General features: G+C 70.5%; 19 protein-coding genes and 1 tRNA gene. 10 read left to right on the forward strand and 10 right to left on the reverse strand.

The annotated features are described in order from the left end of the window. Positions 1-103: 103 nt before the first annotated feature. Positions 104-460: a DUF6344 domain-containing protein gene (locus ABZ624_RS09845; RefSeq protein ID WP_360084571.1), complete on the reverse strand. Its 357-nt coding sequence runs from the start codon at positions 458-460 to the stop codon at positions 104-106. 348 nt (positions 461-808) lie between these two features. On the opposite strand from ABZ624_RS09845, the gene ABZ624_RS09850 reads away from it, so the two are divergent. Both ABZ624_RS09850 and ABZ624_RS09855 read left to right on the forward strand, forming a co-directional pair. After that, a complete protein-coding gene (locus tag ABZ624_RS09850; protein ID WP_003999697.1) occupies positions 809-937 on the forward strand; it encodes a DLW-39 family protein in 129 nt (42 codons plus the stop codon). A 367-nt stretch (positions 938-1,304) separates the two neighbouring features. Next, positions 1,305-2,603, forward strand: coding sequence for a hypothetical protein (locus ABZ624_RS09855; protein WP_360084574.1), 1,299 nt, complete (start codon positions 1,305-1,307; stop codon positions 2,601-2,603). On the opposite strand, the gene ABZ624_RS09860 is transcribed toward ABZ624_RS09855, so the two are convergent. Both ABZ624_RS09860 and ABZ624_RS09865 read right to left on the reverse strand, forming a co-directional pair. Continuing rightward, positions 2,567-3,988 carry a serine/threonine-protein kinase gene (locus tag ABZ624_RS09860; protein ID WP_360084577.1) on the reverse strand — a complete coding sequence of 474 codons (1,422 nt, stop codon included), beginning with the start codon at positions 3,986-3,988 and terminating at the stop codon, positions 2,567-2,569. The two genes, ABZ624_RS09855 and ABZ624_RS09860, sit on opposite strands and share 37 nt — an antisense overlap. Before the next feature lie 375 nt (positions 3,989-4,363). Continuing rightward, on the reverse strand, positions 4,364-4,912 hold the full coding sequence (locus tag ABZ624_RS09865) for a DNA-binding protein (protein ID WP_360084580.1): 549 nt from the start codon (positions 4,910-4,912) through the stop codon (positions 4,364-4,366). A gap of 182 nt (positions 4,913-5,094) precedes the next feature. Between ABZ624_RS09865 and ABZ624_RS09870 the strand changes: the two genes are divergently transcribed. Together ABZ624_RS09870 and ABZ624_RS09875 are read left to right on the forward strand one after the other, a co-directional pair. Further along, positions 5,095-5,167, forward strand: a tRNA-Ala gene (locus ABZ624_RS09870). A gap of 204 nt (positions 5,168-5,371) precedes the next feature. Continuing rightward, positions 5,372-5,560: a hypothetical protein gene (locus ABZ624_RS09875; protein ID WP_360084583.1), complete on the forward strand. Its 189-nt coding sequence runs from the start codon at positions 5,372-5,374 to the stop codon at positions 5,558-5,560. A gap of 75 nt (positions 5,561-5,635) precedes the next feature. Here ABZ624_RS09875 and ABZ624_RS09880 read toward each other — a convergent pair whose 3' ends face one another. Together ABZ624_RS09880 and ABZ624_RS09885 are read right to left on the reverse strand one after the other, a co-directional pair. Continuing rightward, positions 5,636-7,966 (reverse strand): ATP-binding cassette domain-containing protein, encoded by a 2,331-nt coding sequence (locus tag ABZ624_RS09880; protein ID WP_360084586.1) that lies wholly within the window; start codon positions 7,964-7,966, stop codon positions 5,636-5,638. Between the two features lie 154 nt (positions 7,967-8,120). Continuing rightward, positions 8,121-10,286 (reverse strand): prolyl oligopeptidase family serine peptidase, encoded by a 2,166-nt coding sequence (locus ABZ624_RS09885; protein WP_360084589.1) that lies wholly within the window; start codon positions 10,284-10,286, stop codon positions 8,121-8,123. Between the two features lie 447 nt (positions 10,287-10,733). On the opposite strand from ABZ624_RS09885, the gene ABZ624_RS09890 reads away from it, so the two are divergent. After that, complete coding sequence (locus tag ABZ624_RS09890) at positions 10,734-11,720, forward strand: hypothetical protein (protein WP_360084592.1); 987 nt, start codon at positions 10,734-10,736, stop codon at positions 11,718-11,720. Here the strand turns inward: ABZ624_RS09890 and ABZ624_RS09895 are convergent. Both ABZ624_RS09895 and ABZ624_RS09900 read right to left on the reverse strand, forming a co-directional pair. Continuing rightward, complete coding sequence (locus tag ABZ624_RS09895) at positions 11,702-11,920, reverse strand: hypothetical protein (protein WP_360084595.1); 219 nt, start codon at positions 11,918-11,920, stop codon at positions 11,702-11,704. The two genes, ABZ624_RS09890 and ABZ624_RS09895, sit on opposite strands and share 19 nt — an antisense overlap. A gap of 121 nt (positions 11,921-12,041) precedes the next feature. Beyond that, positions 12,042-12,359, reverse strand: coding sequence for a DUF5132 domain-containing protein (locus ABZ624_RS09900; RefSeq protein ID WP_360084598.1), 318 nt, complete (start codon positions 12,357-12,359; stop codon positions 12,042-12,044). Between the two features lie 338 nt (positions 12,360-12,697). Here ABZ624_RS09900 and ABZ624_RS09905 point away from each other — a divergent pair, with 338 nt between their 5' ends. From ABZ624_RS09905 to ABZ624_RS09920, 4 genes are all read left to right on the forward strand, one after another. After that, a complete protein-coding gene (locus ABZ624_RS09905) occupies positions 12,698-12,862 on the forward strand; it encodes a lasso RiPP family leader peptide-containing protein (protein WP_360084601.1) in 165 nt (54 codons plus the stop codon). Positions 12,863-13,165: 303 nt separating this feature from the next. Further along, positions 13,166-14,725: an asparagine synthase-related protein gene (locus tag ABZ624_RS09910; protein ID WP_360084604.1), complete on the forward strand. Its 1,560-nt coding sequence runs from the start codon at positions 13,166-13,168 to the stop codon at positions 14,723-14,725. Position 14,726: 1 nt separating this feature from the next. Further along, positions 14,727-14,987: a lasso peptide biosynthesis PqqD family chaperone gene (locus ABZ624_RS09915; RefSeq protein WP_360084607.1), complete on the forward strand. Its 261-nt coding sequence runs from the start codon at positions 14,727-14,729 to the stop codon at positions 14,985-14,987. A 36-nt stretch (positions 14,988-15,023) separates the two neighbouring features. Next, entirely contained in the window at positions 15,024-15,452 is a 429-nt protein-coding gene (locus ABZ624_RS09920; RefSeq protein WP_360084610.1) for a lasso peptide biosynthesis B2 protein, read from the forward strand. Between the two features lie 194 nt (positions 15,453-15,646). Here ABZ624_RS09920 and ABZ624_RS09925 read toward each other — a convergent pair whose 3' ends face one another. From ABZ624_RS09925 to ABZ624_RS09935, 3 genes are all read right to left on the reverse strand, one after another. Next, positions 15,647-16,975: an MFS transporter gene (locus tag ABZ624_RS09925; RefSeq protein WP_360084613.1), complete on the reverse strand. Its 1,329-nt coding sequence runs from the start codon at positions 16,973-16,975 to the stop codon at positions 15,647-15,649. Between the two features lie 89 nt (positions 16,976-17,064). Continuing rightward, positions 17,065-18,072, reverse strand: coding sequence for a methionyl-tRNA formyltransferase (locus ABZ624_RS09930; RefSeq protein WP_360084616.1), 1,008 nt, complete (start codon positions 18,070-18,072; stop codon positions 17,065-17,067). Beyond that, entirely contained in the window at positions 18,069-18,947 is an 879-nt protein-coding gene (locus tag ABZ624_RS09935) for a ThiF family adenylyltransferase (RefSeq protein WP_360084619.1), read from the reverse strand. The genes ABZ624_RS09930 and ABZ624_RS09935 overlap by 4 nt, the downstream gene beginning before the upstream one ends. A gap of 125 nt (positions 18,948-19,072) precedes the next feature. Here ABZ624_RS09935 and ABZ624_RS09940 point away from each other — a divergent pair, with 125 nt between their 5' ends. Then, positions 19,073-19,801, forward strand: coding sequence for a winged helix-turn-helix domain-containing protein (locus ABZ624_RS09940; RefSeq protein WP_360084622.1), 729 nt, complete (start codon positions 19,073-19,075; stop codon positions 19,799-19,801). The last annotated feature ends 12 nt before the right edge of the window (positions 19,802-19,813 follow it).

Raw genomic sequence — 19,813 nt, forward strand, 5'->3', positions numbered from 1 at the left:
CGAGACCCCCGGCCAACCCGGCCGGGGGTCTTTCCGTTTCGACTGATGCGTACGCAAGTCGCCTGGTGTCGAGACGTTGCGGTACTGCGAGGGGCGGGAGGTGTCAGCAGTCGAGTCTGGCCGCCGAGGCCTGTTCGGGGATGGTCACGGTCTCCGCCTGGCCTTCATCGACGGGCCGGTGCCGGCACCTCGGGGACTTTCCGTGGGCCTCGGCCCGGATGCGCTGCTTCATCGTGGGGGGCAGGGCCCTGCCGTGGGACCAGGCCCAGTGATGTGTCGCCGGGATCGTCGGTGCCGCCGGGATGGTGCGGTGCGCGGTGCCGGTACGGGGGTTCTCGCTCCGGGGTGCGGCCGCCGCGGTCGTGGCGGACGAGGCGGCGACGAGTCCGAGCGCCGTGCAGAGCGCGAAGAAGGCGGTGACGATGGCGGTCCACAGCTTCATGACCTTGTTCTCGGTCATGGCCCCTCACTTTCGGGTTGGGCGATTTGCGTACTTTCCTCATGATGTGTATGTGGGTCGCGAAGTGGTGGACCGACGCCCGTGGCGCGTTGATGTTCCGATGAACACCACTCGGATGGACGCAAGGGCATCGGAAAACCCCTGAAACCTCGCGAGGGCGAGCGAAAAGGAGCAAAGTAACCGTCCGTGGGGGTGTGATCACCCTCCGATCGGAACGGTGTCGGACCTCGCCTATTGCTGTGCTGGGGGCGGAAGTTGGGGCCCGACGCAGGTCACCGATCGATATCGGTCGGTGTGTATAGTCGGGCGCCAGAGGTCCCCTACGTCAAGGAAAGACGAGGTCGCGCGGTGAAGAAGCTGCTCCTGGTCGCACTGGCCGCCATCGGCGGGCTCCTCGTGTACCGCCAGATCCAGGCGGATCGCGCCGAGCAGGATCTGTGGACGGAGGCGACTGACTCCGTGCCCACGGGTTCGTGAGTGCCGATACCAGAGTCTGAACAGACCCCGACCGCCCTTCGCGGTCGGGGTTTTGTGTTTTTGCGCGGCTCCGCGTGCGCTGCGGCTTCCTTGTGTTGCGGGGGCGCGCAGGCTGCGGTAGGCGTGCGGACCGCGTTCGGCCGCCGTACGGATGCCCCGCGGGGCGTTGCCGGGCGTTGCCGGGCGTTTCGGACGGCCGTACGCGTTGCCCGGATGCAGCAAGGGCGCTCGGGGCAGGATGGGACGCGGTCCGGTACGGGGAGCGTGCCGGCCGCATGGCGGCGACACGGGAGGGCGGCAGGTGCGGGGGCGAGGACTACGTACGGCGTGGTGGCGGCGGTACGGTCGCCGGGCGGTCCCCCGCACGGTGCGGACGGCCCTGGTGCCGGGGCTGTGCGCGCTGCTCGTTCTGCCGGCCGGCACCGCGTCCGCGACCGCCGCCGACTCCACGCGGCCGCAGCCGTACGCCTTCACGCCAGGCGCCCGTACCGTCGGGGGCGCGGCGAGCACCGGCACGGCCGAACGGCTGGCCCCCGGCCGTGTCTACCGCAGCTCCCTGCCGCGGAACGGCGAGCTCTCCTACCGGCTCGACCTCACGGCCGCCGACACGGCGTACGTCCCCGTCACCGCCGTACCCCCGCCGGGCACCACCGTGTCCGCCACCGACGGCATCAAGGTGTCCGTCCGGGACGCGCACGGCACGCCCTGTTCCTTCGCCTCCGCCCGCTTCGGCGCCGGGCTCAGCGCCCGCCCGGTCACCGCGCTGGGGCAGCGGGAGGCGGGCAGGACGGTGTGCCGGGGCGGCGGGACGTACTACGTGCTCGTCCAGCGCCTGGACGCCGAGGGCTCCGGTACGGCGGCCCCGGCGCAGCCCTGGGACCTGGAGATCGCGCCCGTCACGGAGCCGCGCCCGGTCCGGGCCGGGGCCACCTCCGCGCCGCGGGACTGGGACTCCGCCACGCCCGAGCCGCCCACCGGTGAGCCCCGCGACCGTTCCGGCGGCACCGGGTTCGCCTCGGCCCGCCCGCTGGACCAAGGGGTCTGGCGGACGGCGCTGGTGCCCGGCGAGACGCGGTTCTACAAGGTGCCGGTCGACTGGGGCCGCCAACTGCACGCCTCCGTCGAACTGGACGGGGCCCAGGGCCACGGCTATGTCGGCGGCGCTCTCAACCTGTCCGTCTACAACCCCGTCCGCGGCTACGTCGAGGACACCGCTGTCGGCTACACCGGCACCCGGAAACCCGCCGTGCTCGCCCCGCTGCCGCCGGTGGAGTACGCCAACCGCCATGCCGCGCCCGCCGCCGTGACCTCCGTCCGTTTCGCCGGCGACTACTACCTGGTCCTGCACCTCAGCGAGCAGCTGACCGGCCTGTTCGGGCAGGGACCGTTCGGTGTGACACTGCGGGTCCGGGTGGCCGGGCAGGCGCACGCGGGGCCGCAGTACGCCGGGCAGCCCGTGCCGGGTGACGTGTTCACGGTCACGCAGCAGGACCGGGAGGCGGCGCTCACCGGAAACCCGGACGGCGGGGGCGGTGACCGCGGGATGAAGCTGGTCGCGATCGGCGGGATCGGCCTGGGAACCGTGCTGCTGGCGGTGCTGGCCGGCTGGACGGTGGCGGCCCGGCGGGCTCAGACGCGGGTCAGCGCCCAGAAGCCCACGGCGTAGCAGGCCAGCGCCAGCAGCAGAATCGGGATCGCGGCCCTGGCCGGCGGCCCGGGCCGCCCCCTCCGGCGCGCACGGCGCGCTCTGTGCCGGGCCGGAGTGGGCACCTGCACGTTCTGAGTGGTGTACGAGGCAGTAGAGGCGATGGAGGCAGCAGAGGCACTAGAGGCAGTAGAGGCATCGACACGATGTGCCTGCATCGGGCTCGGGGAGGGGGCGTGGGGGAAGAAGTACGGCTGGTGGGGCGGTGGTTGGGAGGGGAGTGAGGGCTGCTGGACGTACGGAGCGTGTGGGGAGGGGGTACCGGGGGACAGGGATACCTGCTCCTGGCGCGGCGGCGGCAGACGGAAACTGCCGGTGTCCGAGAGGGAGCCGGTGGTGCGTTCGGTGCCTGTGGTGCCGGCGTCCGGATCCGCATCCGCATCCGCATCCGCATCCGTATCCGCGTCCGCGTCCGCGTCCGGATCCGAGTCCGCGACCAGTCCCAAGGCCACTCCGGACGCCCTCTTGAGCGGTCCGTAGGGGGCGAACCCCGGTGGCAGCGGCGGGAGTTGGTCGAATATCTCGATCAGCTCGTCGTCGGACTCCGGCTCCGGAAGGAGTTCCGCGGCGGAGGCGAGGGCCTTGCGCGCCCCCGTGGCGGTGCGGAACCGCGCGGCCGGGTCGGGCTGGAGCAGCGTGGCGACGACCTGCCAGAGCGGTTCCGGGATGCCCTTGGGCGGGCCGGGCGTCCCCTGCTCCGCGAAGTACTGCACGAGTGCCTTGGCGTCGGGCTTGGCGCCTTCGAGCAGATACAGCGCGACCAGGCCCACGGCGAACAGGTCGGCGGGGAAGTCGGGTTCCGCGCCGAGCATCTGCTCGGGCGCCAGGTAACCGGGCGTGCCCACCACGAGGTTGGTCTCCGTCAGGCGGGGTTCGCCGAGCCGCATGGCGATCCCGAAATCGGACAGCCGCAGCCGTGGCCTGCCGGTTCCGGTGGCTTCGAGGAGGACGTTGGCCGGCTTGACGTCCCGGTGGATGACGCCTTCGGCGTGGACGGCGGCGAGTCCGGACAGGAGCTGGTCGAGCAGCGTGCACACGAACGCCGGCGGCAGCGGCCCGTAGTCGCCCACGAGGTGGACCAGCGAGCCGCCGGCGACCAGGTCCATGGTGAAGAGGACCTTGTCGTCGTCGGCGGCCCAGCTGGCCGGGGCGAGGACATGGGGGTGATCGATCCGCAGGGCCTGCTCCCGTACGAAGCGGAGCAGGGAGTGGGCGTCGCGCTGCTGGAGCACCTTGGCGGCCACATAGCGCCGTCGGCGGTGGTCCCAGGCTCGCCATACGGCGCCCACGCCCCCGCGTCCGATCGGATCGGCCAGCTCATAGCGTCCGGCGAACACCTCACCCATGGCAGCCCATCGCTCCTCCCCCTGGACCCGCGGCTCGTCCGCCTGCCCCCTGGCTTCCTCCTACCCCTTGCTTCCCCCCGGTCACGCCGGTCCCTGACCGCTTCCCCCCTCCTCCCCCGGGTCACGCCGGTCCCTGACCGCTTCCCCCCTGTCAGCCGGTCCCTGACCGCTTCCCCCCCGGTCAGCCGGTCCCCGACCCCACGGACGCGATTACCGTGCTCTCACGGACCATCGCCCCGCGGTCCCCGGGACCAGCACCCCCGACCGGTGCTCCCCTGCGCGCCCAGGGCCTGCCCCCTCGCGGGCCTGCGCCTGGGCCCGCACCCGGCCTCGGCCCGGCGACCGGACCCCCTCCGGTGCACCGGGCCGTGTGCCTCAGTTCTGGTGGGACTGGTAGTGCGCGACGGCGTCGGAGGTGCGGCCGGCGCCGTAGACCCGCAGGAACTCCGCCAGTTCGGGGTGGGCCGGGGCGAGGCTGTCCGCGGCGTCGATGATGTCGCCCGCGGCGGCCACCGAGCGCAGCAGCGACTGGATCTCGCGGACCACCCGCTTGACCGTCGGGGCGCCCGAACCGCTCGTGGTCTGCGTGGTGTTGCTGAGCACGGAGCCCCCCTGCGACTTCTTGATCTCGTCCATGCGCTCGGTCGCCTCGGCGGCGCTGACACTGCCGTCCGCGACCTGGGCCGCCAGCTCCTGCAGCAGCTGCACCCGCTGGACCACGGCGGGATTGCCGATCTTCGCGCGCTGGCCGCTCATCAGCTGTGAGAGCATCGGAGCGGAGAGTCCCAGCACCGCGGCGAGACGGGCCTGGTTGAGCCCGAGATCGTCGATCAGCTTACGGAAGAGCGCCCCCAACGGCTCCCCGTACCAGTTCCGCTGCAGCTCCCGCGCTCTCGCGGTGGCTTCCTGCTGTGCGGCGTCCATTGCGTCTCCCCATCGCTTCCCCTAAAAACCGCGGTTCGCTGTAGCGAACCACGTCGAGCATCTTACGGAGAGTGGTCATCCGCGGGGACCCCCAATCTTTTTGCGGGATACCCGGGGTGACCCGGTACTCTGGTCTGCGGCGCCCGCCGGAACACGGTTCCTCCGGCAGGACGCTGCTTTCCGGGGCCTTAGCTCAGTTGGTAGAGCGCCGTCTTTGCATGGCGGATGTCAGGGGTTCGACTCCCCTAGGCTCCACGTGATCGGACCCCTCTGACCTGCGGGAACGCGGTTGGAGGGGTCTTTTTGTCTGTGCTGACAAACGTCTTGCGAGGCCCGTGTTTGCGGGGCTTCGGGGAGGTGCCTCTCCCCTGTGAGCCGGTGCCTCGGACGACATCGAGAGCAGCGGCTTCCCGGAAACCCGACGCCGCACCCGGCGGCACTCCTGGCTCTCACCGGATCGTGGCCGACGCCCTGACCGACGGCGGCGGCACAGCCGACCCGCACCGCCCCGGGGTCTGCTTCGTTCCTTCTGTCGGCGCCGTCGCCGTCCGCGACATCGGCGACCAGGACGACCTCTACGTCAAGATCGACAGCGTCGACCCGGACGAGAGTGAACTCGACGAGTACGGGTGCTCGTCCGGGACCTGAAACACCGCGGCCGCCGAATCCCGTGGCACGTCGAACCGCTCTGTGATGCAGGAGTTCGCGGTGTTGAGCAGGGCGTCACTGCGGGGCCGTGACCAGTACTCTCCCGGCATCCCTGGGGTCCCGCTCGGGTGTTCCGGTCTGCAGTCGCCACAGCGATGCGTACTGCCCGTCCCCCGCGAGAAGGTCCTGGTGGGAGCCCTCCTCCGCAAGGGTCCCGTTCTCGTTCATGACGTGGATCCAGTCGGCGTGCCGGATGGTGGAGAGACGGTGGGCGATGACTACGGTGGTGCGACCGGCGGTGAAGTCCCGGAGGGCGTGCTGGATGGCGGCTTCGGTGTCGTTGTCGACGGCCGACGTCGCTTCGTCGAGGATGACGACTGGAGGGTCCTTGAGGATGGTGCGGGCCAGCGCGATGCGCTGACGCTGTCCACCGGACAGCGCGGCTCCCCGCTCGCCCACCACCGTGTCGTACCCCTGCGGCAGTGCCTCGATGAACCCGGACGCCTGCGCGGTGCCTGCCGCACGGACGATGGCTGCGTGGTCCGCGTGCGGGGTGCCGTAGGCGATGTTCTCGGCGATCGTGCCGTCGAACAGGAAGGCGTCCTGGGCGACGAAACCGATGCAGCGCCGCAGCTCCTGCAGGCGTAGCTCCCGGATGTCCCGGCCGTCGAGCAGGATCCGGCCTGCCACCGGGTCCTGGAACCGCATGAGCAGTTTGGCAATGGTGGTCTTGCCGGCCCCGGTCGCACCCACGATGGCGGTCGTACGGCCGGACATGAACCGCAACCGGGTGTCCTGCAGTACAGGGGGGCGCCCCGGGTACGCGAAGGTGACCCCGTCGAGTACGAGCTCTCCCTCGACCTGTCCGAGGTCCAGGGGGCATCCGCCCTCGTCCGGCTCGGCCCGCAGGTTCCGCAGGTGTTCGACGCGGTCGAGCGCGGCCAGCGTGTGCTGGTACTGCTCCAGGGTCGTGCCGATCCGGGTGAGCCGATACAGCACCGGGCTGGGCAGGGCAAGCAGTGTGTTGAAGGAACTCAGGGACAGTGTTCCCCGGAACACGTCGCGGGCGGCGAGCAGCCCGGTGGCGAGCAGGGAGAGGCTGGCACACGTGCCGACGGTCTGGATATGCCGAGCCGTCTCCCGGTCGGTGAGCCGGGTGGCGTTGCGGCACGCGTCGCTCAGCCGCTCCACACGGGCGGCCTCCTCGGCCTCAGTGCAGTAGCTCTTGACGGTGGCACTGCCTTCCAGGGTGTTGATGACCTGGCTGTTCAGCCGGACCCTGCGGTCTCCCACGGCCGCATGGGCGCGCCCGGAGCGGGAGTGGTGCCGCAGGGAGAGCCAGGTGATGACCGGGACGGGCAGGAAGGCAGCCCAGGCGAGCCGGGGGGCGAGGAGGAGGAAGGCGGGCGCCATCACCAGGAAACAGGTGGCGAGCTGGACCAGTTCGCCGGGGCCGTGGGCGAGGAAGGCGCCCACGTGGGGGATGTCCGCGCTCAGCACACCGGCGATCCGGGTGGTCCGCTCGCCCTCCAGGTCCCGCAGAGGCAGCCGTTCTACATGGGGATACACCTCGCTGCGCAACTCGTGTTCCACGTCCTGACCGAGGGTGCGCCAGGTGAGGTCGGCCCGGTAGGACAGGGCGGCCTGGACGAGCTTCGCCAGTGCGGCGACGGCGGTGAGCGCGCCCAGTTGTGGGAGGGCGCCGGTCACGCCCAGCGCGGTGAGCGCCGGGCTGCTGCCGCGGGCGAGGAGCAGCGGCAGCGCACCGAGGCTGGTGAAGACGCCCAGTTCGGCGAGTTCAGCGGCAGCCGACAGTCCGGCGGCGCGGCCGATCCGGCGCCGGTGCCTTCTGGCCAGGCGCAGCAACGGAGGTGCGTCTGGGGTCCCGACCGGACGGGCCGCCTCGGCGGGCTCCAGCCGCGGGGTGGGCGTCTTTCGTGGCCCGCTCGTCTCATGCCAGGCCCGGCGGATCAGCAAGGTGGTGGCTGCGCCGACCGCGCCCAGAGCCACCCAGGGGCCCAGGAGCAGCCCGGAGCCGCCCAGGGCGAGGGAGGCCGCGGCACCGCCGGCCACCAGCATGCGGGGCCGGACGGCGGACCGGGTGGCCTTGCGGGCCCCGGCCGGCTCACCGGCCTGTTCGCGGGTCCGGGCCGGCTCGGTCGGCGGTGGAGGGGCCTGGCTCGGTGTCCCCGCCTGTCGTAGAAGGTCGTCCAGGACCGCCCGGAGCTGTCCGCCGATGTCCGCCGCGCCGAGCGCTGGATCATGGTGCACGAGCACGCTGCCGGTCACCGCGCTGGCCCGGACGCCGGTGACACCAGGGCTTTTGCCGAGTACGGCGGTGAGCAGCCCGGCGAGCCGGGGGCGCCCGACGAGGACGGGGGCTTCCCACCGCTGCCGTCCGGGCACGGCTGACCGGAGCCTCAGCGGACCGTGGACCGGGCGCTGATGGCAGTGCGGTTCTGCGGGCGGGGTGACGTGGCGGGACACGCGGGCATCACCGGATCTCTCTGCTTCTCTCCGCCTCGGGCGGGGCGGAGAGACTGGGCGATTCACTCATGGATCAACGCGGCGATCCGTCGGCGGCCGCGGACGTGGGCGCGGGCAGTCCGGTGTGGTAAGCGAGGAAGGCGGTGACGTCCGCGGTGAGGTCGTGCGCCGTCCGTGCTGAGGCGTGTGCGTGCCCGCCGGTCGTGGTACGGCGCATGAGGACCGGGGCGGGGGAGGCGGTGGTGTACTGCAGCGCCGCACACATCTTGCGCACGTGTTGAGCTCCGGTGCGCTGGTCGGTGTCGGCGCCGCAGAGCAGAACGGCCGGGTAGCGGCTGCCGGGACGTACCTGGTGATACGGCGAGTAGGCGAGGAGTGCTTCGAGCTGCCCTGGGTCGGCGGCGGTCCCGTACTCCGCCGTCCAGGTGTGACCGATGCCGAAGCGCTCGTAGCGGGCCATGTCGCACAGTGGCCCGATGGCGGCGACGGCGGCGTACAGGTCGGGGCGGCGGGTCAGAGCGGCGGTCACCAGCAGTCCGCCGTTGGACTGGCCGGTCGCGGCCAGCCGGTCCGGCGCGGTGATGCCATGGTCGATCAGATACCGGGCGGCGTCGTTGAGGTCGTCCACAGCACGGGACTTGGCGGCGCCGCAACCGGCGGCGTGCCAGGCGTTGCCGTGCTCGCCGCCGCCCCGTACACAGGCCACCGCGTACACGCCGCCGGCTTCCGCCCAGGCCCGCGCGGAAGGAGCGTAAGCGGGGCGCATCGGGACGCCGAAACCGCCGTAGGCGGTGAGCAGGGCAGGCCGGGGCTGCCCGGTGCGCGGGCTGAGCGGCTGGTCGGCGCGGCCAAGGAGGAAGAGCAGGATCGGGGTGCCGTCGTCGGCCTCGTACCGGACCTGACGGGTGAGCAGCTCCGCCGGGGACTCGGATGCCCCGGCCGGCTCTTCGGTTGTCTGGGGCCCGGGGAGCGCATCGCGCCCGGGCCACGGTGCGACCCGCCCGGTGGCCGCGTCGAAGACGAAGACGGCCGGTGGCTTGCCGAAGTCGGTGTACGTGAACCACGCCTCGTGGCCGCCTTCGGGCCGCCCGCGCAGCGCCCGGACCGTTCCGCTGCCGGGTAGCGGGACTTCCCTGATGCGTTCGCCGTCCGTGGCCCGGTGCACGGTGATCCGGCTGGTGGCGGACCGGCTCCAGCACACCAGCAGCAGTGGTTCCGCGAGAGCGGGCCCGTCCAGCAGGACACTGTCGTCGAGGGCAGCGTCCGGGGCCTGCGCTACCAGCTCCCGCCAGCCGTCACCGCGCACCGCTGTGCGGTCGGTGACAAGGATCCTCCCGCGGGGCGCGCCCCGGTCGGTGTGGAGGCGCCCGCCGCCGTCCCGGTGCAGCCGGATCGAGGCGAGCGCCCTGGTCTCCGCGCCGTCCGCCAACCGCTGCCACACCGGTCGCGCGGGGTCGTTCACCGGCGTCTCGGCCAGCCACAGGTCGTTGTGATGGGTGATTCCGCGAGCCACGGAGACGACCAGCCGGTCGCCGTCGGGTGCGATGGTCAGCCCGAAGTAAGCGAATCCGTCGACTTGTTCACCGAAGACCTCCTCGTCCTCCACCGCGGCCCGTCCCAGGTGGTGCAGTTTGACCCGCAGCATGCCGTCCGGTCCCTCGGCAGCGGGGCCCACGTAGTAGAAGGCCTTCCCGCCGGGCAGCCATGCCACCGGCGAGTGCCGCAGCCCCTCCACCGGCTCGTCGACGGCTTCCCCGTCGTCGGTCGTGTACACCACGAGCCGGGTGACGTCGGCCCCGTCCACGGCGAACTGACAGGCCACCAGGTCGCCTTCCCAGGAGGGCCGCCACCCGGCCAGCCGTACCCGGCCCCGCGGCTCAAGTGTGCCCGCGTCCACCACGGTCCGCTCGGTGCCGTCCGCCCCGGTGGCGTACAGCACGGCTTGGTCGCGGCCGGGCAGATGCCGCTCGGTGAAGTGCCGTCCGCCGCGCCAGACCGGCGCGGACACCCGCCGGGTCACCGCCAGGGCCTTGAGCCGCTCGTCCCATGCGTCCCGGTCCGGCCAGGCCGCCCGGTACGCGGCGAACAGGGTGTCCTGGGCCTCGGCCCACGCCCGCGAGGCGTCGCTGTCCAGATCCTCCAGCCACCGGTAAGGGTCGGCGACCGGAAGCCCGTGCACGATCTCGACGAGGTTCTCGCGGGCGGCGGGCGGGTGGACGCTGGTGGTCTCTGGCAACACGGTGCTTCCTCAGGCGCGCGGGAGTGGGTACGGATGTGAAGAACGGCGGGGCCAGGTAGGCGCCGGCCCCGCCGTTCCCCGGCTCACACGGGGTGTCCCGGAGGGTCAGGTGCCGCTCAGGCCTCGTCGCCCTCGTAGACCTCTGCGTGCCAGCGCAGGGCGGGAGCGTCCTCGGAACCGGAGTCGCGGGGGCTGCCGAAGTCGGGAAGGAACATGTCGGTACTCCTTTTTCGAAGGCGGTGCCGGTCCCTGGCGGACCGGCACCGCACGGGGCATTTCCATCCGCTCGGCAGCAAAAACTCGCAGGGCTCGCACGCCACTCGTTGTGGTGAATAGGCCTACGGTTTATGTCAGTTGACGCTGTCGTGGTGCTTACGGTGTCCGTCGGCCTGGCGGCGGAGCGTCCGCGCCGGCCGCTCGTTCACCCCGTCGCTGAGGGAGGCCTGTATGACCGCCACGAAGAAGGCGAAGGTATGCCGGCCGCTGGTGTCGCGTGGCGCCCGCGGCGCCGCCGAGCGCGCCTGGAAGCGGCCCCTGTCCGCCGATCCCCCCATGGCCTGGGAGCGCACCGCCGTCACCCTCCGGCACCAGCTCAAGGCCGGTGCCGTCACGTTGCACTGCGTCCACACCCTGCGTCTCCTCGGCTGCCCGCGCGACGCGCTGGACTACTACTGGCCACCGCTGCTCAATCTGGAAGCGCTGGTCTACGTCGGCGATCTCGCCGTCGAGCGGGAGCAGGCCGACGGCCCTCCGGCGGGCACCGCCTGGCGCGACGGCATCGAGGAGGTACTGCGCGGATACGGGTGCGACACCGCCGAAGCACTGGCCGATCTGCGCGCGTTGGAGGAGTACGCCCGCTGGGAGACCGAGTCCATGCGCCGCCGCGCTCCGCACAGCGTGGACGACCTCGTGCGCGCCTGTCACGGGCGGTCGTCCGACGTGCGGATCATGACGCGGTTCGGCCGGCGCCTCGCCGGGCTGCCCGGGGACGAGTCGTTCGACCGTCTCGCGGGACACATGCACGCGATGGGAGAGCTGGTCAGTGACGTCGTCGGCTATGCCAAGGACGTGGCCGACGACTCCTGCAACTTCTACCGCATGTGTGTCTGGGCCGTCGGCGTAGAAGCCGCAAGTGCCCGACTCCACAAAGTCTGGCGGCGGCTCTCCACCGACCTGCTGCGCGACCTCGCTGCCGCCGACCGCCGGTCCCTGGTCCGGTTCGCCCAGGTCTTCCTGCTCCGCCCGCGCCCGCTGCGCGTCCTCGCCGTCAAGCGCCGTCCGACCCGCGTCTACGCTCTGCTGCCCAGGGCCGTGCTCCTCACCTGGATCCGGTGGCGGCTGGAGCGCGGCGAGCGGCTCCGGCTGCCCGCTGTCCCGGATCCCGTCCCCGAGCCGGCCGCCGAAGGCAGTGCGGCTCACTCATCCATGTGCTGAAGATTGAGCATCGAAAGGTAGGCGGGGAGCTTTTCCACCGTCCTCCTGGGCACACCGGTCTTTCGTAGCGTGCCTCGTACCAAGTCCCACACGACGAGCGTGTATGAATTGCCGTCGAGCACCAGCTCCGCCCGGTACAGGACATTTTTAGCGGAGTCGCTCTCTCCTGTGATGTCAGTCGTGGTCATGATGTCAGTCAAGACGTCATCCTATTCAGTCACGCATTTCCTTGCCCGGGACAGGCTGAATGGGGGCGACGGCGTGGTCGAGGAAAAGTCGACCCTGCCGTCGTCCCCAGAATGGTGAATCTTGTCGGCGGACTTAGCGCCCCTTTCCGGCCGCAGCCCCCGAGCCTGCGGGGCTCCGAGGCTTTACCGGCTTGCCGACGACTGTTTCTTCTTCCCGGAGTTCGGTACCGATCAACTCGGCAGCGACCTCCGCAGTCATGTCGTGCAGTTCCTCACCGGCCTCGTGCGCTGCCTTCTTCAGCTCCATAACAAGGCTCATTGACGTCTTGACCGTGCCGCGGACCAGCGGCTTCACCAGACGTTTGGCCAAAGGGGCAAAGACGAGACCGAGCAGGAACGGGGGGAGAACAGGAGGCATGATCGCTCTCTCTCTGGTGTCGTCGTGATTCATCCTTGAAGGGCGCGATGCGCTCCTGTGTGCCGAACTCCCATACAGATGAAGGGAGATATGGCCAGGCTAGCTGACGGACGCACCGCAGGACTGTGATGCGGGGAGGCTTCACTCTTGGGAGTGGAAAGTGATCGCCGGTGGTGGTTACCTCGCCGGAGCGGGCATGCTTTTTAATTGGCCAGCAGGCCCTGATGGATGCCTATGTGGATGCGGGTTCGAAATGCAAGAATTGACGGATGTTGGCTGAAATTGGCGTCTGCGTAGAGGGTTCAAACATGATGGCTGCAGGTATTCATCCCAGCGGCGGGGACGTGCCCCGTCTTAATCCCTGAGGAGGGATGAGGGTGGAAATCCAGAAGGCGCCCACGAACGAGGAGCGGGTGGCTGCCGAGGAGCCCGTCGCCTACGAGCCGCCGATGGTCGCGGAGGCCGGGACGTTCGCACACGACACTCGAGGCGGAGCCGGTCAGTACAGGGAAGCCGGTGTCGGCCGTTTCCTCTGATGCCCGTCTGAAGTGAGGTCTCCTGTGCAGTGGTTCGTCGCCGTACCAGACTGTCCTGTCGCCCTCGGGGTGCTGCAACAGCTCCGGGATGAAGGGGCGGTGCTGGCCCGGCACGCGTCCGGCAGACCCTGGTTGGTCGGCCGGGTGCCGACGGGCCACTGCCAGGTCCTGTCGACGGGCGACCGGAGGGTGGCCGTCATCGGTCACGCAGGCGCAGACGTGGCATCCGTCGCCCGTCTCCTGCCGACCCTGAGCACTGACCAAGGCGTTCCGGGGCCTTCAGCGCCGGCGGGAAGCGCTCATGTGGCTGTCTCGGGACCGGGCCGGTTCCGGCTTCAGGGCACGGCTTCCGGTCTACGCCGCGTCTACACGGCGCTTACGCACGGCATCACGGTCGCGGCGGACCGCGCGGACATCCTGGCGGACCTGTCGGGCGCCGACCTGGATGAGCGATGGTTGGCCGTACGCCTCATCGCCGGCGGGCCCCCGCATCCGCTGGACGGTCTCACCGCCTGGCAGGGCGTCTCGGCCGTCCCTCCGGGCGACGCGCTGACGGTCGGCGCCGACGGCGGATCCGTGCACCGGCCCTGGTGGTCACCGCCTCTTCCTGACCGGCCACTGGAAACGGGCGCGGCGGCGCTGCGAGCCGCTCTCACCGAGGCCGTGGCCCTGCGGATCGCCCGGACGCCGGAAGCGGCGGTGGGCTGTGACCTGTCGGGGGGCTTGGACTCCACCGCGCTCGCGTTTCTCGCGAGCACCGCCGGCGCATCCTTGCACACGATGACCCTGTCGTTCCGGGATCCGGCCAACGACGACGCACACTGGGCCGACCTGGCGCGAAGCCATCTGCCGGACACGGTGGCGCTGTTGCTGGCCGGCGACGAACTGCCCGGCCAGTACGAGAACCTGGGCGAGCCGAGCAGCCCGGCCGACGCTCCGTCCGGGGTGCTGCGTGGCAGGGCTGTGTTCGACGCGACCGCCGCTCGTTACCGCGGGCACGGAGCCGTCCTTCAACTCGCGGGCCACGGCGGCGACGAGGTCCTCCAGACCCCGCCCGGTTATCTCGGCGACCTGTTGCCGGCCCACCCGTTTCTCGCCGCCCGCCACCTGCGCGGCCACCGCTCGGTCCGCCGGTGGCCGGTGAGCCTCGCGCTACGAGGGCTCGTCGATCGCCGCTCCTATCCGCAGTGGCTGCGCGACCAGGCTCGCCGCCTGCGCGGTGGCCCGCAGAAGGAGCCTTCCCACCACATTCCGTTGGGCTGGGGACCGCCGGTGCGCATGGCACCATGGGCCACGCGCCGGGCAGTCCTGCTGGTCGCCCGCCTCCTGGAGGAAGCCGCGACGACCGCGCGGCCCCTCGCCGCCGACCGGGGTCAGCACCAGACCCTGCACCGGCTGCGGGCCGTTTCCCAGCTCTACCGGCTGCTGCGCCAGGAGTACGACCAGCCGTGGATGGGGCTGCCGTTCCTCGACGACCGCGTAGTGGAAGCCTGTCTCGCGGTGCGTACCCACGAGCGCGGGACACCCTTCGCCTACAAACCACTCCTGGTCCGGGCCATGCACGGCCTGATGCCCGGCCATCTGCTGGCGCGCGCGACGAAAGGCAGCACCGACACCGACTTCTATGCGGGTTTGCGTGAACAGCGGGCTGCTCTGAACCGCATCGTGGAGCGCTCCCGACTGGCCCAGGCCGGTCTGCTGGACGCGGCGGCCCTGAGTGCGGCGCTGCACGCCCCGGTACCGCGTATCTCCGCCGACCTCGAAGACGCCCTCGTGGTGGAGCACTGGCTGCACCACGGACGCCTCACCGTCCCTGCCGCCACCCCGTCCAGAAGCACCGCACGGCCCCCCAGGAGCACATGACATGGCCTTTCGGCTGCACCGACATGTCACCGCCGTCACCACCGACACCGGCATGGTCATCCTGAACGAGCGTACGGGCCACTATTTCGAGCTGAACGCCACGGGCTCGGCCTCCCTGACCGCCCTCCTGAACGGGGCGAGCCAGGAGGAGACGGCCCACCGGCTCACAGCAGGCACTGCCGCCACGCCAGCGCAAGCTGCAGCCGATGTCAACGCGTTTCTGGCCGACCTGGCCCGGCGCGGTCTTGGCTCCCTCGCTTGACCCACGATCCCTTTCCGCACAGAACACGGTTCCCGCATGAGCGTCCACACCGCCCTCGCCGCACCGGACCGTCCCGAGTGGTGGCGCCGGCCTCTCGTTCGGCTGGCTATCACCGTCGCTTGGCTGCTCAGCCGTCTTCCCCCGAGGCGCATCCGCACCTTCCTGCTCCTGGTGCGACGCGGTGCGCGCCCCGCCACCCAGGGTGAAGCCCAGCGCGCTCGCACCGAGATCACGTCTCTGAGCCTGGCCTGCGCGGGGGAAGGTTGCCTACAGCGCTCCCTGGCCACCACACTGCTGTGCCGCATGCGGGGGAGCTGGCCCACGTGGTGCACCGGCGTGCGCACCCAGCCCTTCGCCGCGCACGCCTGGGTCGAGGCCGAGGCAGTCCCTGTGGGCGAGGGCACCGCCGTCGCCCAGTACCGCCGCATCATGACCGTGCCGCCCCGGTGCGGGCAGCGTGTCTGAGAAGCAGGGTTGCGATGCCCCAAATGATGCGCCAGAGCAAACGCGGGTGGCGGCGACCAGAATGACCCCGGCCCTTCGCAGGCACGCGGTGCGTCCTTGAAGCGGACGCGGAGTATCCGAGGATCGCCCAGCACATCGGGCAGCTCGTTGTCGTCCACACCGGGCCCAGGGGACGGATGCCCGGGTGAGGGCGGTCACCTGCTCTCGCCCACCGCGTCCTTCGGGGAACCGGCTGCCGGTGCGGTGGTGCGCCGCCGGCGGATCCGGGTGAAGAACCCGAGACTGGCCACGCTCGCGAGGGCCACATAGGCCGAGTACAGAGCCGCGTGCCCGGCGTTTGCGGCGGCTGCTGCAAGATAGGGGGCCGTACCTCCGAAGACGGAGACCGTGAGCCCGTAGGGAATGCCGATGCCGGTGGCGCGCGATCCGGGCGGGAACTGCTCCGCCATGATCAGCGGGGCGATGGCGCCGTAACCGCTGAAAAGGATCAGCCCGACGCACTCGACGGCCAGAAGCCAGGTGAACGACTTCGGCGCCAGAGCCAGCAGGGGAACGGTGAGCACGGCGAAGGCCGTGGCGAACGTCAGCAGGAGCGGCTTGGTCCCGATACGGTCGGCGAGCATGCCCGTCAGGGGCAGTACGCCGATGAACAGTACCTGCGCGACCGTGGTGGTGATGAGCGCGGAGGACCGGGTGATGTGGCCGTCGGCCGCCGCGTACGACGGCAGGAACACCACCCACGTGTAGTAGACGATGGTGCCCGCGAGGGTGTAGCCCACGACTTTCCACAGCGCCCCTGGCCTGCTCAACAGGGCCTTGCGGACGGAGGTATGGCGTTCCTGGTCCGCTTCGGCGGGGGAGGGTCCGGTGAGGTGGGTCTCGATCATCCGCCGGCGCAGGACGAACGCGTAGCCGGCGAGCCCGGCTCCCAGGAGGAAGGGGACACGCCAGCCCCAGGTGTTCATCTGCTCCGGTGCGAGGGCCCGCGTCAGGACCACACCGAGGAGCGCCGCGAGGAGGTTTCCCAGCGCGTTGCTCACGTAGATCACGCTGGAGTAGAGACCCTTGCGGCCCGGCGGTGCGATCTCCACCACGTACGCCGACGACGCGGCGAATTCGCCTCCCGCGGACAGTCCCTGGGCCAGCCGTGCCACCAGGATCGTGACGGGTGCGAGCCAGCCTGCCGCGGAGTAGGTCGGACACAGGGCGATGAGGAGGCTCCCGGCCGCCATGAGAAGCATCGACAGGGTCAGCGCCGCGCGGCGGCCGAACCGGTCCCCCCACCGCCCCAGCACGAGCCCGCCCAGGGGGCGGGTGAGGAACCCCACGGCGAACACCATCAGACTCTGCACGAGCGCACCCGCCGCGTCGTGGGAGTTGAAGATCCGCGGAGCGAAGAACGGGGTGAAGATGGCGTAGACGTTCCAGTCGTACCACTCCAGTACGTTGCCGACCGTCGCGTTGCGCAGACTGCGGTGACTGCCGGCGGTGGCCAGGGCTCCTGGCACGACCGTCGTGGTCATGAGTATTCCTCTCGGGGCGGCGCGCAGAGGGCCGGGAGGACGGGGGCCGTGACTGCCGCCTCCGTCCTCCCGGCCCTGTTGCTGGGCTGTTACTCGGTGTGGGCTGCCAGGAGCTCGACGAGGCCGGCGGCCAGATCGGGGTCGTCCGCGCCACCCGTCGAGGAGGGTGCGGCGCCGCCCTGGGGGTGCCAGCTGAGTGAAAGCACCTGGATCCACGCGTCCGCGCAGGCGATCATCAAGCCGTGCCGGGGGTGGGACCGGACCGTTCCCGGAGAGTGGGCGGTGCCGGGAGCCGCGTCCCTGGGCAGCGCCCGTGCCTGATGAACCCGCAGGCCGGTGCCGTCCGTGGCGATCAGGGCACCTGGCTGGGGGTGACAGGCACGCACCACCCGTAAGACTTCCTCGGCGTTCCACGACCAGTTGATGGACGTGTCGTCCGGCCCGGGGCTGGAGAAGTAGGTGCGCTGTTCCGGGTCCTGCGGTACCGCCTTCAGATCTCCGGCGACCAGGCGGGGGATCACCTCTCGCAGCAGCCGGCGGGATTCGCTGAACAGCCGGTCGCGGATCTGCCCGGCGTCCTCGGTCCCGTCCAGCGGCACCGGCCGTTGGGCGAGCACCGGACCGTCGTCGATGCCCGGAGTCGTGATCAGCGCGGTGACCCCGGAGTCACGTTCGCCATGACGAGCCATCCAGAAGAACGGGGCGAGGCCGGCGTAGCGAGGGAGCGGGCCGGGGTGGAAGTTGACCACCGCGCGGCGGGGTACGTCGAGGACCGGCTTGCGCAGTATCTGCTGGTAGTTCGCGATCAGCAGGTAGTCGGGGTCCAGCTCCGCGAGAGCGGCGACGGTCTCCGGATCGTTGACGCTGTGCGGGCGCAGGACCGTGACCCCTGCGCTGGACGCCTGTTCGGCCAGGTCCACCTGGTCCGGCTCGCCCAGGTAGTAGCTGCACAGCTGGCCGGGCAGGCGGGTCAGGACTCCGGCCACCTCCACGTCGGGATGTGTGAGCAACTCGGCGAGAAAGGGTGCTCCGAACTTCGAGTTGGTCTCGGAGAGGAGGACAACCCGTATCGGAGCAGGCGGTTCGGGGCCTGTCATTTCGCCCACCACGCCCGCTCCACGAGCTTCGACTCCCATGTGAGCGAGTCGAAGACGGCGTAACCGGGCTGCACGGGCAGGGCCGTCCGGCCGGGGAGGTCCATGATCTCCTGGGCGAGCCGTTCCACGAGGATGCCTTCGGCCAGCGGGGGGCAGGCGCCGAAGATCGGCATGCGCTGCATGTCCACGAACCATTCGTCCAGCATCTTGGTCCCCGGGTACTCGGGCATCTCGGGGATGATGCGCTCCATCAGCCGGCGTGCGGCCGCGTCGTCGATGGGGCCGTCCTCGGGAAGGTCGTAGACCTCCTCGATCGGCATGGAGTCCTTCGTGTAGGTGAAGACGAATACCTTGTGGCCCACCGTCGGAATCTTGAACATGAACTGACAGCGGTCACTGGCGCGGAACGCCCGGTGCAAGGCGTAGCGGTTCTCGACCTGATAGAACTCCATCTGGTCCATGACATAGTCGCAGTCTGCCATGAAATGTTCGGCAGTATCCGGAGTTATCCCCTCCGGATAGACATCGATATTGACGTCCTTCGTCAGCTCGAAGGCCATCTCTGCGACGACCTCTGCTTTGTTTCGACCGACGTTCTCCAGAGACGCCCCCAACTGTCGCTGAATGTTGGTGATGTCGAATTCGTCCGGGTCGGCCAGCTTGAGGTTGCGTGCCCCCATGCGCACCAGGCGAGTCGCGACCGCACCGCCGATCCCGCCGGTTCCGACGATGCCGATGACCGAGTCCCGCAGCTTCTCCTGGCGCCGGCGCTGCTCCTCCGTCGAATCGCCGAGCCATCCGAGGTTCCGGTCGACGCGCTCCCAGTACAGCTTGTCGTCGTAGTCGCCGCGGTACTGGATTACCTTTACACCCATCTCACACCTGCCATGTAGTTTCGTAGGGCACTCTTTGCCGCTCGCTGGTTTTGTGTTCACGAGCGCCCTCTCTGTGCGGGGCGTGGCGCCGTGCGGCAAAGAAGCTACCGAGTACGGTGTTCGGCATGAGCCGAACCGTGGTCGACGGACCTGACATAGCTTTCGTCGCGGCATTGTTGGGCGATGCGTCCCGAGCCGCCATGGTCACCGCCCTGATGGACGACTTGCGGCTGCCCGCCAGCGAACTGGCCCGGCTCGCCGGGGTCAGCAAGTCGACCGCGAGCGAGCATCTCGGGCGTCTGGTGGACAACGGCCTGCTGGCCACGGAGCGCTGTGGCAGGCACACCTACTACCGCATCTCCGGCCCGTTGGTGGGGCGGGCCCTGGAGACGCTCGCCGTCCTGGCGCCACAGCGTGCGCCGAACTCACTGCGCTCGGCCCGGCGTCAGGACGAACTGGCCCGTGCCCGGCTGTGCTACGACCATCTGGCCGGTCGTCTTGGAGTGGCCATCGCGGACGCCCTGCGGCAGCGCGGGGCACTCCGCGAAGAGGACGGCGCCCTGCATGTCGACCCCGGTGCCTGGGACGCGAACCCGCCACTGGGTATCACGTGCGAAGCGGTGCGGGTGGGGCGCAGGCCTCTGGCGCGGGGATGCGTGGACTGGACGGTACGCCGCCATCACCTGGCCGGAGCCCTGGGGGCAGCACTCACCCAGCGCATGTTCGAACTCGGGTGGATCCGGCGTCGCCGGGACAAGGAACGCGCCATCGCACTCACCGAGACCGGAGTCGAGGGCGTCACGGACGCGTTCGGCATCGGCGAGGCCCTGATGGCCGCCGTGGCATCGGGCTGACCGGCAGCGGCG

Origin of the sequence: Streptomyces sp. NPDC007205, from assembly GCF_040634095.1 — a bacterium.
Lineage (GTDB): Bacteria > Actinomycetota > Actinomycetes > Streptomycetales > Streptomycetaceae > Streptomyces.

Excerpts from the sequence above, each read along its gene's own strand:
- ABZ624_RS09845 (WP_360084571.1), bottom strand. The coding sequence starts at position 460 with ATGACCGAGAACAAGGTCATGAAGCTGTGGACCGCCATCGTCACCGCC.
- ABZ624_RS09860 (WP_360084577.1), bottom strand. The coding sequence starts at position 3,988 with ATGGGTGAGGTGTTCGCCGGACGCTATGAGCTGGCCGATCCGATCGGA.
- ABZ624_RS09865 (WP_360084580.1), bottom strand. The coding sequence starts at position 4,912 with ATGGACGCCGCACAGCAGGAAGCCACCGCGAGAGCGCGGGAGCTGCAG.
- ABZ624_RS09890 (WP_360084592.1), top strand. The coding sequence starts at position 10,734 with ATGACCGCCACGAAGAAGGCGAAGGTATGCCGGCCGCTGGTGTCGCGT.
- ABZ624_RS09900 (WP_360084598.1), bottom strand. The coding sequence starts at position 12,359 with ATGAATCACGACGACACCAGAGAGAGAGCGATCATGCCTCCTGTTCTC.
- ABZ624_RS09905 (WP_360084601.1), top strand. The coding sequence starts at position 12,698 with ATGAGGGTGGAAATCCAGAAGGCGCCCACGAACGAGGAGCGGGTGGCT.
- ABZ624_RS09915 (WP_360084607.1), top strand. The coding sequence starts at position 14,727 with ATGGCCTTTCGGCTGCACCGACATGTCACCGCCGTCACCACCGACACC.
- ABZ624_RS09920 (WP_360084610.1), top strand. The coding sequence starts at position 15,024 with ATGAGCGTCCACACCGCCCTCGCCGCACCGGACCGTCCCGAGTGGTGG.
- ABZ624_RS09925 (WP_360084613.1), bottom strand. The coding sequence starts at position 16,975 with ATGACCACGACGGTCGTGCCAGGAGCCCTGGCCACCGCCGGCAGTCAC.
- ABZ624_RS09930 (WP_360084616.1), bottom strand. The coding sequence starts at position 18,072 with ATGACAGGCCCCGAACCGCCTGCTCCGATACGGGTTGTCCTCCTCTCC.
- ABZ624_RS09935 (WP_360084619.1), bottom strand. The coding sequence starts at position 18,947 with ATGGGTGTAAAGGTAATCCAGTACCGCGGCGACTACGACGACAAGCTG.
- ABZ624_RS09940 (WP_360084622.1), top strand. The coding sequence starts at position 19,073 with ATGAGCCGAACCGTGGTCGACGGACCTGACATAGCTTTCGTCGCGGCA.